General features: G+C 69.4%; 10 protein-coding genes, 1 tRNA gene and 2 pseudogenes. 2 read left to right on the forward strand and 11 right to left on the reverse strand.

Annotated features, from left to right (window positions below):
* The first annotated feature begins 756 nt into the window (after positions 1-756).
* Positions 757-1,446, forward strand: a complete 690-nt coding sequence (locus AB0M08_RS45935; RefSeq protein ID WP_364508235.1) for a hypothetical protein — start codon at positions 757-759, stop codon at positions 1,444-1,446.
* Positions 1,447-1,471: 25 nt separating this feature from the next.
* Here the strand turns inward: AB0M08_RS45935 and AB0M08_RS45940 are convergent, their stop codons facing one another.
* From AB0M08_RS45940 to AB0M08_RS45960, 5 genes are all read right to left on the reverse strand, one after another.
* Positions 1,472-3,658: a transglutaminaseTgpA domain-containing protein gene (locus AB0M08_RS45940; RefSeq protein WP_364508238.1), complete on the reverse strand. Its 2,187-nt coding sequence runs from the start codon at positions 3,656-3,658 to the stop codon at positions 1,472-1,474.
* A complete protein-coding gene (locus tag AB0M08_RS45945) occupies positions 3,652-4,764 on the reverse strand; it encodes a DUF58 domain-containing protein (protein WP_364508241.1) in 1,113 nt (370 codons plus the stop codon). Before AB0M08_RS45945 ends, AB0M08_RS45940 begins: the two co-directional genes overlap by 7 nt.
* Positions 4,761-5,723: a MoxR family ATPase gene (locus AB0M08_RS45950; RefSeq protein ID WP_364508259.1), complete on the reverse strand. Its 963-nt coding sequence runs from the start codon at positions 5,721-5,723 to the stop codon at positions 4,761-4,763. The genes AB0M08_RS45945 and AB0M08_RS45950 overlap by 4 nt, the downstream gene beginning before the upstream one ends.
* Before the next feature lie 31 nt (positions 5,724-5,754).
* Complete coding sequence (locus AB0M08_RS45955; protein WP_364508244.1) at positions 5,755-8,310, reverse strand: fibronectin type III domain-containing protein; 2,556 nt, start codon at positions 8,308-8,310, stop codon at positions 5,755-5,757.
* Positions 8,311-8,483: 173 nt separating this feature from the next.
* A complete protein-coding gene (locus AB0M08_RS45960) occupies positions 8,484-10,958 on the reverse strand; it encodes a tetratricopeptide repeat protein (RefSeq protein ID WP_364508247.1) in 2,475 nt (824 codons plus the stop codon).
* A gap of 199 nt (positions 10,959-11,157) precedes the next feature.
* Here AB0M08_RS45960 and AB0M08_RS45965 point away from each other — a divergent pair.
* Positions 11,158-11,242 (forward strand) — tRNA-Leu (locus AB0M08_RS45965).
* A gap of 241 nt (positions 11,243-11,483) precedes the next feature.
* Here the strand turns inward: AB0M08_RS45965 and AB0M08_RS45970 are convergent.
* The 6 genes and pseudogenes from AB0M08_RS45970 to AB0M08_RS45995 form a co-directional block, all read right to left on the reverse strand.
* Positions 11,484-11,684 (reverse strand): annotated as a pseudogene (locus AB0M08_RS45970) (transposase); the annotation flags it as partial.
* A gap of 11 nt (positions 11,685-11,695) precedes the next feature.
* Positions 11,696-11,908: pseudogene (locus AB0M08_RS45975) on the reverse strand (IS1380 family transposase); the annotation flags it as partial.
* Positions 11,909-12,117: 209 nt separating this feature from the next.
* Positions 12,118-12,603 (reverse strand): hypothetical protein, encoded by a 486-nt coding sequence (locus AB0M08_RS45980; protein ID WP_364508249.1) that lies wholly within the window; start codon positions 12,601-12,603, stop codon positions 12,118-12,120.
* A 109-nt stretch (positions 12,604-12,712) separates the two neighbouring features.
* The gene (locus AB0M08_RS45985) at positions 12,713-13,039 is read right to left on the reverse strand and encodes a hypothetical protein (protein WP_364508252.1); all 327 of its coding nucleotides are present in this window, start codon (positions 13,037-13,039) and stop codon (positions 12,713-12,715) included.
* Between the two features lie 477 nt (positions 13,040-13,516).
* A complete protein-coding gene (locus tag AB0M08_RS45990; protein WP_364508255.1) occupies positions 13,517-14,107 on the reverse strand; it encodes a hypothetical protein in 591 nt (196 codons plus the stop codon).
* Between the two features lie 641 nt (positions 14,108-14,748).
* Positions 14,749-14,955 (reverse strand): transposase (locus tag AB0M08_RS45995; RefSeq protein WP_364508258.1); only part of this gene is annotated, 207 nt, incomplete at its 5' end.

The following is a 14,955-nucleotide window of genomic DNA, read 5'->3' on the forward strand; positions in this document are numbered from 1 at the left end:
GCTTGCAGCGCCCTCGGGTGGGCGCTGGAGCCACACGATCACGCATTGTGCCGCCGCGCCGCCCGCCACCGCGCCGCCCGCCACCGCCGCGCCGCCCGCCGCCGCGTCACGGCCAGGGGCACGTCACCGGCCAGGGGCGACAGGCGCACACGTCAACCGCTTGCACGGGCGACACGGCGGCACAATGCGTGATCGTGTGGCTCCAGCGCCCACCCGAGGGCGCTGCAAGCCCTCGAACAGTCATCGTGCGCCCCTACCGCCCCACGCCCAGCGTGATCGTGGGCTTCCAGCGCCCCCACGAAACGGATCGCGCGCTCACACCGCCCCTGCGGACCGCAACGTGCGCCGGATCAGCCCCTTCTCGAGTCACCGTGTACCGCGGCCGCCCCGCCACAACTCACCGTGTACCGCGGCCGCAACGCCGCAGCTCACCGTGTGTCGCCCCCGCCACGCGCCATTGCATACGTCCCGCCGGAACGCCGCCATGCCGGAACGCCGTGGGGCGCTGGGCGAACCGGCCAGCCCCGATGCCGCGAGGGCGGCCGCCAAGCTCCAGCAGCAGACCGTCAGCGGCATCCTCGAACCGATCACCCTGGGTTGAAGAAGCCGTTCACTCGCCGTTGGCCGACCCGACCGCTCGTGTTCGGGCACCCGCGCCGAACCCCTCTCCGGACGGTTCGTAGAGCGGGTGCCGGATTGACGAGCGAGAGGGTGGAGAGACGAATGCTCAGCCGACCAGGGCGAATCCTAGGAGCGGTGCTGGCCGCAGCGCTGGCCGTACTGACGCCGAGCGCCGCGCTGGCGGACACCAAGCCCGCGCCGAACTCCCCGGGCACGTACACGGTGGACTTCGACTCGGAGAGCGCGCAGTACTGGTACATCATCTGTCTCAAGAGCACCACGACGATGAAGAAGTACCCTGCCGGCGGCGGTGACCGCAACTGCACACCCAAGTACGACGGGATCGCGGCGGACCGGAACAAGACGTTCCTGCTCGCCGTGGACTACACCGAGGGTGACAGCGTCTACGTCGACTTCGAGATGTTCATCATCGGCAGCGACTCGCGCACGGTGAACGACATCGACGTCACCGACGCGCACAACTGCGACTTCAACGGCCTCGTCTCCAACGGCAAGTTCTGGTGCGACTGGCCCAAGGGCGGCGCCGAGACCTACAGCCCACCCGCGATCGAGGCCTTCAAGGTCAACACCGGTGACCCGGAGGATCCGGTGATGAAGCTGCTCAACCTGCTCGCGTGGTGCGTCAGCGCGGCCTCGGTCGCGGGCCTGCTGATCGTCGGCGCGCAGATGGCGATGCAGCTGCGGCGCGGCGTGACCGGTGAGAAGGCGAACGAGTACGTCCGCCCGCTCACCATCATCGCCGCCGCCTGCCTGATCTCCGCGACCGCGGGCCCACTGGTCCAGTGGTTCGGGTTCGATCAATGAGAACCGATGAAGATCCGAACACGGGCTAGCGGTGCCAGCGCAGCGGTCCCGGGTGGATGCTCCACCAGAGGCGGCGCCACCAGGACCGGCGCTCCTTGAGGGCGGCGGCGTAGGCGACGACCTGCGCCCCCGCCTTCTCCGCCTGTTCGGGGGCGGCCGCGCCGGGCGCGAACCCGACCGTGTTCACCGCGTCGACCAGGCCGTCCAGCGGTGGAAGATCATCGGCAGGGGTGGGCGCCGCAGGCCGGAGCACCGGGACGTCCGCCGCATACGACGCCATCTCGGTCGCCGACATGTGCGACGGGACCGGCTGCCCCGCCAACCGCAGCGCGTCGGTGAACTCCCGCCACGCGCCGGTGATGCGGTCGTCGACCGTACCCGAGAAGAGCCGTCGCCGGCGGAGGGAAGCACGCAGCTGGACCACCGCGAAGGCGGCACCCACCAGGACCAGGAGCAGGGAGCCCGAGGCGCCGGAGGCGACGACCAGGGTCGACGCGCCACCACCCGTGGCCGGCGCCGCGGCCACCGCGGAGGCCGACGGCGCCGGATCGGTGGAGGGCGTGGAGCTGTCCGGCGGGGTCGTCGGCGGCGTGGTCGGCTTCGGCGTGAAGTCCTCCTCCACCGGCGTCGGGTCGTCGCTCTTCGGCATCGGGTCGAACGGCAGCCAGCCCAGGTCGTCGAAGTAGACCTCCGGCCAGGCGATCGCGTCGCCGCCGGTGACCTCTCCCCCGCCGGACGGCGCGGTGAACCCGACCACGATCCGGCTGGGCAGCCCGGTCAGGCGGGCCAGCAGCGCGAACGACGCCGCGAACTGCTCCGACGTGCCCTCCTGGCCGCCCTGGCCGCGCGGACCGAAGAGGAAGTAGGCGAGGTTCGGGTACGCGTGCCCGCTCGGCGCGTCCGCGGTCTCCTTGTAATGCTCGGCGAGGAAGTCCTCGATCGCGGCGGCCCGGTCGTACGGCGCGCCGTTGCCGTCCGCGAGATGGTCGGCGAGCCGCTGGATCGAGTCCGGCACCCCGGTGCCGAAGGAGAGGTACCGCGCGACCGCCTCCCCGGAGGGCACGTCGGCGGTGGGCAGCTCGTTGAGGTCGGGCTGCTGCACCCGCGAGGTGACCGTGTACGTCAGCCCGCCGGTCAGCCCCTCCGGGCGGATCAGCGTGCCGGTGGTGGCGTCGTACGCGACCCGCGCCCCGGAGACCGCGCTGGGTGTCGCCATCGCCGGCATCAGCCGCCCGGTCAGCCCGGAGACGGTGATCGTCTGCTCGACGTCGGTGATCTCCGCGCCCGGCAGGTCGGCCTGCGCGGGCAGCACCCGGCCGGCGTTGCGGTACGTCGCCCCGACCTTCCAGGTGACGCCGTCGTAGTCGGAGAGGACCGCCAGCCGGATCCGCGCGCTCTTGCCGATGTCGCCGGAGACCGCGAAGAGCTCCTGTTTCGGGGCGAGCATCCAGCCGGAGATCCGGTTCAGCGGGCTCTCGTCGAGGCTGTCCACCTGCGGCGGCTCCACGTAGCGGCGCGGGTCGGCCGGGCTGACCGAGACCTGCCCGCTGATCCACGGCCCGGCGACCGCGACCAGGCCGATCAGCACCACCAGACCGGCCGCCGCGCCGCCCACCGCCCGGGTCCGGATCGCCGCGGGCATGTCGGCCGGCGCCTGCACCCGGAAGAGGGCGATCGCGGCGAGGGCGGCGAAGGCCAGGGTCGGGCCCACCGCGGCGTCCGCGTTCGGGCCGACCACGTAGAGCGCGCCGGCGTACAGGGCGACCGGCGTCACCATGCCGAGCAGGACCCGGCGGGCGCGTACCCCGACCTCGGCCGCGGCCAGCCCGGCCAGCCAGGTGGCGATCACCGGGACGACCACGGTGTCCGGCGTCGCCTCGACCGGGATCAGCGCGGTGAGCAACCGCGGGATGCCGTTGACCAGGGCGTCCCGGACCAGTGTGGGGAACGGGTCGGTGAGGCCGGCCTGCGCGGCGGCGAGCGTGAGCGAGACCACGGTCCAGACGGCGAGCAGCAGCACCGAGACCGGCGCGGCCGTCCAGGGCGGGAGCCGCCGGGTCGCCAGGCCGGAGCCGATCGAGCCGAGGGCCGCGCCGGCGACGAGGCGTACCAGAAGGTCGTCGGCGTAGATCCGGCCGAGCACGACGCCGCTGAGCGCCAGCATGCCGATGAGAGCAAGGGGAACGATCGCCCCCTTGAGGAACTTCACCACCCGCGTACCCCGTCCCACGCCGCGGCGAACTCGGTGCCGTCGGCGGCCTCGATCACGATCATCCGGCCGCCGCCGGTGATCGGAGCGGCGCCCCGATCACCGAAGATCCCGGTGACGATCACCGGGTACGGCCCGCGCAGCGCCCCGACCAGTCCCAGGTCACCGACCGCGCCGGTGCCGGTCAGGTAGATCAGCGTGTCGCCGAGCCGGTGCGCGCGCAGCCGGTCGAGCCGGGCGCCCAGGTCACCCGCGCCCGGCTGCGCCTCGGTGAGCACGTCCAGGAACGGGCCGGTCGCCACCGAACCGACCAGGTGCAGCCCGACCGGCAGCCCCTCGCGGACCGCGGCCACCACGACCGACGCGGCCGCCTCGCAGGCGTACTCGAAGAGCTCCGGGTCGGGGTAGGCCGAGGCCCGGTCGTCCAGCAGCACCACGATCGTCGGCTCCGCGGTGTCCAGCTGCTCGCGGACCATCAACTCGCCGACCTTGGCCGAGCTGCGCCAGTGGATCCGGCGCATCTCGTCGCCGATCACGTACTCCCGGAGCGAGTCGAACGTGATGTTGCCGTGCGGGACCTTGTCCACCCGGCCGTCCAGGCTGCGCGCCGCGCCGGCCGGGGTGGCCTGGAGCGGGTGGATCCGCGGGTGCACCCAGACGTCGACCACGCCGCCGTACGTCCGGGCCAGGCTGACCAGGCCGAGCGGATCGCCCCGGACGACCCGCAGCGGGCCGATCGGGATGATGCCGCGCCGGGTGGTCGGCACCGGGTACGCGACGGTGGTGTCGTTGCCGGGCCGCAGCCGCAGCAGCGGAACCGGCACGGTGTCCCGCCCGCAGCGGTCCACCGCGACCAGGCTGGCCGCCCGCAGCCGGCTGGTGTTGCGGACGGTCAGCGTCATCCGGGCCGGCTCGCCGCGGCCGACCCGGTCCGGTTCGGCGACCCGGGTGACGCCGAGGCGGGGCCGCCACAGCGCGAAGGCGACCGCGCAGACCGTGGCGATCAGCGCCGCGGCCCCGAGCAGGGCCAGGTCCGGATACCCGTAGACGAATCCGGCGGTGATCAGTACGAGGGCGCCCGCGAGCAGCCCGATACCCCGACGCGTCACGCGGTGGCCGGCAGCGGCACCGGAACCGAGGCGATCGCCTCCTGCAGGACCGTGGACGGGGTCACGCCGCGCAGCTGCGCGTCCGGCGAGAGCAGCACCCGGTGCCCGAAGACCGGCTCGATCAGCGTCTTCAGGTCCTCCGGCAGCACGTAGCCGCGGCCGTCGATCAGCGCGTACGCGCAGGCGGCCCGGGTCAGCGCGATCACCCCGCGCGGGCTGACGCCGACCCGGACGTGCGGGTGGTTCCGGGTCGCGGCGGCCAGGCGGACGGCGTACGCGTAAAGGGGTTCCGCCACATGGACGGTGAGGGCCATCTTGACCATCTCGCTGATGGTGTTGGTGTCCGTGATCGGCTCGAGGCCGTCCGGTGACCGGCCGGCCGCCCCGCGCAGCACCTCGATCTCGATCTCCTCGTCCGGGTAGCCGACCGAGAGCTTCACCAGGAAGCGGTCCAGCTGCGCCTCGGGCAGGCGGTACGTCCCGTCCATCTCGACCGGGTTCTGCGTGGCGACCACCAGGAACGGCTGCGGCACCGGGTGCGGCACGCCGTCCACGGTCACCCGCCGCTCCTCCATCACCTCGAGCAGCGCCGACTGGGTCTTCGGCGAGGCCCGGTTGATCTCGTCGGCGATGACGATGTTCGCGAAGACCGGGCCCGGGTGGAACTCGAAGGCCCGGCTCGCCTGGTTGAAGATGGTCACGCCGGAGACGTCCGAGGGCAGCAGGTCCGGGGTGAACTGGATGCGCCGCCACTGGCCGTGGATCGAGGCGGCCAGCGCCCGGGCCAGCGTGGTCTTGCCCACCCCGGGCACGTCCTCGAGCAGGACGTGCCCCTGGGCGAAGAGCGCGGTCAGGGCCAGCCGGATCACCTCCGGCTTGCCCAGCACCACCGACCCGATCCGCTCGGCGAGCTGGCCCGCGACCTGGGCGAAGCCACGGACGTACGCCGGTGGCAGCATTTCTTGACTCACGCGATGGTCCTCAGGGTCGTCAGCAGGTCGGCAGGTCGGAGAGGTCGTCGCCGCCGTCCAGGTTCAGCCACGCCCACGGGATGTAGTTCTTGCCCTCGTACGAGATCTGAACCCACCACGTGCTCTTCTTGTCGTCGTTGTAGACGTACGCGTAGACCTCGTCGCCCGACTTCTTGCAGTAGGTCTTGAGCCGGACGCCGTTCTTCACCCAGCCGACCTGCTTGTCGTCGTCCTGCCGGGTGACGCTGAAGATCTCGTTGCCGTTGCGCCCGTCGACGTCCGAGTCACAGTACGTCTTCTGGTCCCCGCTGTCACCGTTGATGCAGGTCGCGGTCCCGTAGAGGTCGGCCGTCGTCTTGGTCGACGCCTTGGTGACCTGGCCCGCCGCGTTCTTCGCGGTGATGGTGAAGGTGTAGCTGGTGCTCGGGGAGAGCTTGGTCGCCTTCAGGCTGGTGCAGCTGCCGGACGAGCCGGTGCCGCCGCCGGTGACCGCGAGCGAACAGGTGGCGGTGCCGCCCCCGGCGTCCACGCTGAACGCTACCGTCCCGGTGTTGTACGTCGTCGACGTCCCGGTCAGGGTGATCGCCGGCGCCGCCACGGTCCGCGCGGACGCGGTCGCCGGCTCCGACTCGCCGGCCTCGTTGACCGCGACCACCGACACCTGCACGGTCGCGCCGTCGCCGAGCCCGGTCAGCGTCGCCGAGGTCGCGGTGACCTCGGTCTCCTTGCCACCGGCGGTGACCACGTACTTACTGATCGGCCGCCCGTTCTCGGCGGGCGCCGTCCAGGTCACGCTGATCGCGCCGGCCTGGCCGCCGACGGTCGCCGCGTCCAGGTCGGCGGGCTTCTCCGGCTTGGCGAACGGCACCACGCTGTTGGAGACCTCGGAGGTCTTCGACCCGGCGCCGCGCTCGTTCACCGAGACCACGGTGAACGAGTACGCCGTGCCGTACTCCAGGGTCCCGGCCGGGACGATCATCGTGGTGTCGTCGGCGTCGCCGACCGGCGCGCCGCCGCCCTCGGAGACCGCGGTCACCGTGTACCGCTCGATCTCCAGGCCCTGCCCGTTCGCCGCCGGCCAGGTCACCTTCACCGTGCCGTCGGCCTGCGCCTCGGCGACCGGGGTGCCCGGCGGGTCCGGCACCTCGGAGGTCGGCTTCACCGGGTTGCTGGCCTTGGCCGGGCCGTCGCCCTTCTTGTTCACCGCGTGCACCTCGAAGGTGTACGTCTCACCGTTGGTCAGCCCGGTGACCGTCACCGACCGCTGGTCCGCGCCGACCGTCATCGTCTGGCCGTTGCCGACCACCACGTACTTGCTGATCGGGGCGCCGTTGTCGGCCGCCGCCTGCCAGGTCACCCGCACCTCGGCGTTGCCCGCCGCGGCCCGCACGTTCTTCGGCGCGCCCGGCTTGGTGACCTTCGGCTTCGTCTCCTTCTTCGGCGGGGTGACCCGCGGCGTGGTCACCGGCGGCGCGTCGCCACCGAGCACGTCGTCGGCGTACTTGTCGACGGTCCGGACGCCGTGCGAGTCGTCCACCACCCGCGCGGTCGACGAGCCCGGGGCGTTGATGAACAGGTAGCTCTCGCGGACCTCGAGCTCGAGCGAGCCGCCCGGCTTCTGGAACTCGATGCCCTCCTGGGCGGTGCCGGCCGCGTCGAAGACGTGGACCGTGTCACCGTCCTCCTCGGCCACGTAGTAGTAGCCCTCCCAGGCCACCGCCGGCTGCAGCGTGGTGTCGTCCGAGCCGGGCACCGTGAACGTGGCCTGCACGCTCTGCGCGCCGACGCCGAGGACCTGCCGGGTCGAGGTCACGGTCACCGGGATGACGCTGCCGTCGGTGTGCGCCGGGACGTCCGCCGGGCCGGTCAGCGGCAGCGACACCGGCGTCTTGCCGGTCATCGTCACCCGGGTCAGCACGTTGTTGGTGCTGTCCAGCACGCCGACCCCGGCGTCCAGGGTGGTGATCTTCAGGTCGTGGCTGGGCGAGGCGACCGTCTCGGTGCGCACCTTCTGCGGCCCGGTGGTCCCGGCGACGCCGTCGGTGGTGACCGGCGCCGGCTGGATCCCGGTCACCGTGCCCTCGCTCGGCGCCGCGATCCAGAGCAGGCCCGCGTCGTCGAAGGCTCCCGCGGTGATCCCCGGCGGGAAGGCCAGCGCCTCGCCGATCGGCTGCAGCGACGACGGGTCGATCTGCTGCACCTTGCCCTGCGTGGTGTCGATCACGAAGGCCGCGTCGTCGTGCAGCGCGACGCTCACGCCGTTGCCCGGCGAGGCCTGCGAGTTCCAGAACGCCTGCAGGTCGGTGAGGTCCATGGTGCCGATCGCGCCGGTGTTCACGTCGCGCAGGATCGCGAACCGGTCGCTCTGGCTGACCTGGAGCGCGTGCCCCTTGGCCTGCCCCACGTCCACCCGGGTGTCGATCTTCGCGGTCACGCCGTTCACCCGGGCCACCTCGCCCTGGGCGCGGCTCCACACCCAGGACGCCGCGTCGAAGCTGGCCACCGCCTCGTCGGCGGCACCGAGCCCGAGAACGGTCAGTCCGAGCCCCGCGGCGAGCGCCACGACGGTCCCCATCGTGACGAGATACCCCCGGCTCGGCAGCCGTCTGCCACGAGCCCCTTCCGGCGCTGCGTCCGTGCTGCTCACTGCGGCTGTCCTCCCCGTTCGCCTCGTCAAGTCACCTCGTCAAGAACGCAGGCCATCATAGGGGGATTACGCATATCGTCGATACCCGGCACTAACCGTCGTCATTTCTTGCCACGATCGGTACAGACCTGCGGTGACGAGGCGAAAGTGTTCGTGCTGTAGACCGCGACGACCGCGAAACAGTAGTCCAGCGCCGAACTCAGTCCGTCCACCTTCCGGGACGTCTGACCGGGACCGACGGTACTCACCGGCTTCAGCTGCTCCCCCGGATGCGCCATCGTGATCATGAACGACACCGACCCCGCCGCCGGATCGGTCCAGCTCACCTCGATGCTGCTCCCCTGATCGGCGAGCTTCACCCCGGTCGGCGGATCCCCCGCGAGCACCGGCCCGGTCGGCGCGACGCTGGTCTGCGTGCCAACGTCGCCACCGTCACCCCCGCCGGCCGCCGGCTGCTGCTGCTCGGTCCGGTTCGCCAGCGTGAACACCAGCGCCGCCACCGCCACGATCGCCGCGAGAGAGGCCGCGATCACCGCGAACAGTGCCGCTCCACCACGGCGACTTCCGCTTTCGTCGCTTTTCTTATCGTACGAGCCACTCATCCCACCGATCACTGAAGAGGCGCCCTGCGGATGAGCGGGGACACTCGGCCAGTGGCCCCCGCCATAGCCCGCGCTCTGCACCTGCCCGCCGTAGCCCCCCGCCGGGTAGTTGGGGGGATATCCACCCTGGTAGGCCTGGCCGTCCGGGTAGCCCGCCTGCCCCTGCGCGTCGGCCCAGGGGTCGACCGGCTGCTGCTCCTCGGGCCGCTGGGTGACCCCGGGCGCAACGGCGTCGAGGCGCCCGCTGACCCCGGGCGCGTGCTCCGTCCACCCCTGCGCCGGCGCCTGCCCCTGCCCTGCCTGCTGCCCCCACCCCGGTGCCTGCGCCGCCTGCTGTCCCCAGCCCGGCGCCTGTGCCGCCTGCTGTCCCCAGTCCGGTGGTGCCGGTGCCGGCGTTGCCGGTTGTCCCGGTGCCGGGCCCCAGCCCTCGAAGTCCGCCCAGGCGTTCTCCCGTTTCGGCTCCGCCCGCGACTCCTCCCGCAGCGGAACGTCCCGCAACGCCGGGATCACCGAGGTCGCCCCGTCGAGTGCTCCCCGCCCGGTCTCCGCGTCCAGAATCGACACATCACTCGGGACCTCGTGCGGTTCACTCTCCACCGCCACGACGTCCGGCTCCGGCTCGGGCTCTTTTGCCGGCTCCGGCTCCGGCTCTTTCGCCGGCTCAGGCTCCGGCACAGGATCGGGCTCATAGGCCACGACAGGCGCGGGTTCCCGCACCCGCTCAGGCGCCGGCTCCTCCGCAGGCTCGGGCACCGGCGCCTCCGCCGGTTCGGGCTCAGGGACGACACTCGGCTCCGGACGTACCCGGGAAATCGACGCCGAACCCGGCATCGAGACGATGACCGCGCCCACTCCCTCAGGCCGCGGCTTCTCCTGCTCCTCCTGCTCCTCCTCGGCCGACGCCATCCCGTCCAGAAGCGTCATCGGCTTCCAGGGCTGCTCCGCGGCGGCTGGGGCCTCCTCCTCCTGACCCGCCGACATCCCCGGAAACCCCGGAAACATCAACGCCGGCGGCGCCTTCCGCTCCTGCTGCTGCTCACCCGCTCGACGCACGACGATCGGCTCCACCGGCCCCCGGTGGAAGATCCCGGACCCGGTGCCCTCCTCCGCCGTCCCCGCCCCACCGAGAACGACGGGCCCCGCCTGATGAACCGGCGCCACCGGCGCATCCCCTCGGGGCGTCCCGGCTCCCCAGGCCGACTCCCCCCGAAACTCCCCGCTCCCCGTGGCATCCCCCTCAGGCGCCCACGGACTCGCCGCCCCCTGCTCCCCTGGCTTCTGCTCCCCTGGCTTCTGCATCGCGGCACTCTGCTCACGGGGCTGTTCCACACGCGGCTGCTTCACGGGCTGCTGCTCCACGGACGCCTGCACTATGCGCGGCTGCTCCACGGGCGGCTGCTCCACGGGCGGCTGCTCCACGCGTGGTTGCGGTATCTGTGGTGCCGGTGGGATCTGCGTCACCTGCGGGGCCTGCGGCGGCGTCACCCTGGGCCCACCGCTCCCCGGCTCCGCCCGCTGCACCGGAATCGGACTGAACAGCGCCGTCGGATCCTGCCCCAGGTAGCTCTGCGCCCGCATGACGGCCCAGTGCCCCACCCCGAGCACCGCCGGCCCGTGAGTGGCCACCCGCCCGAAGGCCCGGCGCGCCTCATGCCGGTTCCCCAGCTGCTCCGCGACCACCCCGAGGTCATAGGAGACCTGCAGCATCAGCGGATCCGCATCCCCGAGCGCCCGCTGCCCCGCCGCATAGGCTTCCTCGAGCGCCCGCCGCGCCCCCGGCGTATCCCCCGACTGCTGCAGCACCGAGGCCAGCTCCCGCTGCGCCCCCAGCACCGCCGGATCATCCTGCCGAAGGTTCACCCGCCCCAGTTCGACAGCACGTTGCAGCAGCTCCGCGGCCCCGGCCAGATCACCGACGGCGACCAGCGCATGGGCACGTTCAAGAGCAGGATTCAGCGGCGAGGGGTGCGACACCCCGCCATGCTGCCCGCTCCCTCCCCCTTCCACCAGGCCACCCCACCCGCCTCGCCCATTATGCCCCCGAATGTCCTCACCCCCACCCCCTCCGCGACCCCCGCCGAGGACCGTGTACTGTTCTGTCCTGTCAGGCCGACGGGGCAAGCGAAACCCAGGTGAAAGCCGGGGTCAACGAGCCGCTAAGCTAGACGAGCAAGTCCGGGTGGCGGAATGGCAGACGCGCTAGCTTGAGGTGCTAGTGCCCTTTATCGGGCGTGGGGGTTCAAGTCCCCCTCCGGACACGCAAACGTTGCACTCATGCGCAGATGAGTGTTCATGTGCCACATGATAGCCAGACTCCCTGGAGTCGAGCTCGACGAAGATCCATAAAGTAAGGCCCCACTCATAGAGTGGGGCCTTACTTTCTTTGCAAGGTAGTACTTCTGACCAGGCCTGAGAATCGATGATTCCCGCACTCGGCTCCGGGGTCCGACCCTGAGCGATACGCACCTGTTCGCGGAGTTCAGTGAGGATCTTCTCGGTGACTCCGCGCCTGTTCCACTGCCGGAACCGGCCATACACAGTCTCCCAAGGCGGGAAATCCGCCGGCAGGTAGCGCCACGCACACCCGGTCCGCACCACATACAAGATCGCGCCCACCATCACCCTGCGTGGATGCTTCTCAGGGCGGCCCATCCACTTCCGCAGCGACAGCATCGGGCTCGGTGAGCTCCCACTGGGCATCCGTCAGATCCCCGGGCGATACCGAGGTCATCGATACTGTCCGCCCCGGCGAGCATCCCGGCCACGATCGTGGCGACCTTCCCGGCCGGGTTCGCACCCTTGTCCGTCGGCAGGCCCACCCGCTCGGAGACCGCGTCATGCAGTCCGGCCTGCTCGGCCAGCCGCATCACCGGCACCAGCCCGGCACACGACACCAGATTCGGGTCATCGAACGTGCCGGCCATGGCCGGCACGGCATAGCGTAATCTCACCTGTGAGGTGCCCTCTCGAACCGAGTGATAGAAGCGTCGCAACTCCTATCCTTGCAGTTCAGAGGGCACTTTCTATATCCGGGGTCCCGCCGAATCAATCCTAATCGGTGCATCGAGGCCAAGCCACTCGCCGGGCAGCCCGCGCCACGAACGGGGCGCGCGCCATCCCTGCGGCCGTAGTATTACGCAGCGGCCTTGACCTGAACCACCTCCGGTGAATTTAAATCAGAAAACCTAATCGCCGCCTCCATTTCTGAGTTCGGAATGATCAGCCACTCGTTCACCACGCGTGGAACCCTGCGCCTCACTGCAAAAATTCCGGGAATCAGCGGTAGGGGCACCATCAATGCACCCATAATAAGGAAGGGAATATAGCTCAACCCCTCGGATTCCGCGCCGCTCGACCATCCTGAAATCATGACCCATGCCCCCATCCCAAGGACGGCGACTTGGGCCAGAAGGGTGAAGATCGGAAGCCAGCGACTCAGGCGACGGAGAAAGTTCACATCCTTGCCTACTTGCTCGCTGAGCGGAACCGAAAGCGTTGCAATTGACCACGGGCGGAGGGATTTCGGCACCTTGACTGTCGTGGCCTCCCTGCCGCCGGGCAGCGAAATACTCGACCAGATGACGGCTTCGATACGGTCCACGCGCACATAAACATCCACTTTTCCACCCCTTTCCGCGTTCAACATTATTATCGACATCCTTCCAGAATTTAATGAGAGCGACCGGCAGTATTTGTCATTTGAGTCGGAGAGTAGCGGACCGGGTTTCTCAAAAATATAGGGTTCGTGCTCGCTGGATGGGGCCGCGGAAGGTGACTACCATCACCGGTAAGTGAGGGCGGAAGTCGATGACGGTGATGTCGCGGTCGGTACGGCGGCGGATCTTGCCGAAGCCGCTCATCCGCGTCACCACCCGCAGCCAGCCGATCTGGATCGAGGCGGGCAAGCCTTTGCCGACGACCTGCACGTTGAAGCCGATCTCGTCGAGCAGCTCTCGGGCCCGCCTACTCGCAGCCGCGGCCAGGAGGACGGGTGACTCGCTGCGGCCAGTGATGGCTACAGCCGACGGCTGCTCTGCCCGAAGGTCGCGCAGCAACAGAGAGCCGGCCAGTTAGCTGGTGATTCCGAGCGGAATTTCTTAGCCGTCAACACCGGTCAGGCGTCTCATCCACCTTTGCCGCGGTCGATTGGAACCGGCTGGCCCGATCACCGCTGTCGGAGCTGAAGCTGGCCAGGTCCAGGTCGATCATCCGGTCATAGTAGGCATCCAAAGTCGGTTGGGGGAGTCGCTGGCGCAGTCCGGCCCGCACCAACCGATGCAGGCCGGCGGGTCGTGCTATCCGAACGCTGGCTGGCGCCACCCTCCGGAGCCAGATCTGTGAAGCAGAACGGCGATGAAAAATCTGGAGCATGACCTGGTCCGGAATCGTTTAACGGCAACAAACCCAGCAAATTCACCGAGACGGACCTGGGTTGCTCGGTACATAGCGCGGCAGACTGGATGAAGATCGGTTCAAGCAACGATGACGGCAGGGCAGGTGCGGAATTCCATCAGTTGCCGCCAGGGATAACTCTATCGATGGATTCCCGCGCCCGCCTGCCTGCAACACCGAATGATCCAGTTCCGAATCATGGTGACGCCGGTCATGTCGAACCCGAGGCGCTGCTTCGGCACGGAGCTCGGCGCCGCGGTCAGCTTCAGCGACTGCTCGAACCCGTCGGACGTCGCCGTCAGTACGAGCGCCTCGTTGTCGGTCAGCTGATAGATCGCGCTGTTGCCGTCGATGGTGGGCTCCGGCAGCGACTTCGCCCACGAGAGGTCGAAGCCACGGGACGCGGAGCCGAAGCTCACAGCCGGGCCGTCGCCACCGGCCGAGAAGACGACCTTGGACGGGGATACCTTCGGTGCCCAGCCGTCGTCCACCTTCTCCAGGTCATAGTCCACATCGGCCCAGATGCCGTCGCCTTGAGCCACCCGGACCGGGATCACCGATACCTCGGAACGCAGCGAGCCGTCCGGTGACGCGTACGTCAGGGACGTCGCCGTCGTCAGACCGGTGACCAGAATGTCCTTACCGGTGGCGACGGCCGCAAGCCGCGCCGAGACCAGATCGGACCGCTCGAAGGACTCCTTCGACGCAGCCGGTGCCGCTTGGGCCGGCACCGGATCGACCGCAACCGCGGGTACGGCCACGGCTGCCGCGGCGAGAAGGGTTAAGACGGCAAAACGGGCGGTTAGGCGCCGATCACCACCTTCCCTCCGGAGAGTAGTGAATAAGCGCCTATCGAACAGATGGCGCCTGGAACCAATGTGCACAGTGAACCCTCACGCAGCAGAAATTAAGGTGAACCGGATCGAAGAGGGAAATGAAAAAGCCCGACCCTTCAAGGCTGCGCACACTGTTACTCAGCAGTCACCATCCAATCAATGATCTTGCAGCCGGGCGATGCAGAATTGTGACCACACCCGCAGGCCCGCACAGTTGACACACAGCACATTCTTAGGAAAAGCGCCGACCATGTGGCCATTCAACCGGTCTAAAAGCAGAAAGAGCGATACTGACTGGTAGGCGGACTTCATGCCGTTCGCCTACCGCAGGGCCACTTGACACTGAAGCGCAAAATAGAGGTCTTCGAGTGCCACTTCGGACAAGCACTCGAAAGCGCGTTAATGTCCTATTCACTCCGAGGCGATAAAGTGCCGCAAGTCACATGTCACAGTTTCTTCGGTGCGGCATAGCGAGACTCTTTCCCAGGTTTCGATATCTCCGTCAAACCCGGAGCGGAACACGATGACCCGCCCGGTCACCGCACCCCTGAAAACCAGATAACCAACTCTCCATCAAACCCGGGGCTTGACAGGTTGTTGGACCAGATCTGGCGCCAGATCTGCTGTGGGAAGGCGGTGAAGGCGAGTAGGTCGGCGCGGGCGTCGTCGAGGTAGGCGGCCACTTTCGGCAGTGATCTGCCGGTGGTGTCGAGGAGTTTGTCGAACTGGGCGTGCACCGATTC

It is taken from the genome of Actinoplanes sp. NPDC051851, from assembly GCF_040681165.1.
Taxonomy (GTDB): domain Bacteria; phylum Actinomycetota; class Actinomycetes; order Mycobacteriales; family Micromonosporaceae; genus Actinoplanes.

What these genes read in the sequence shown, in the direction of transcription:
- AB0M08_RS45950 (WP_364508259.1), bottom strand. Translation starts at nt 5,723, where the DNA reads ATGCTGCCACCGGCGTACGTCCGTGGCTTCGCCCAGGTCGCGGGCCAG.
- AB0M08_RS45955 (WP_364508244.1), bottom strand. Translation starts at nt 8,310, where the DNA reads ATGGGGACCGTCGTGGCGCTCGCCGCGGGGCTCGGACTGACCGTTCTC.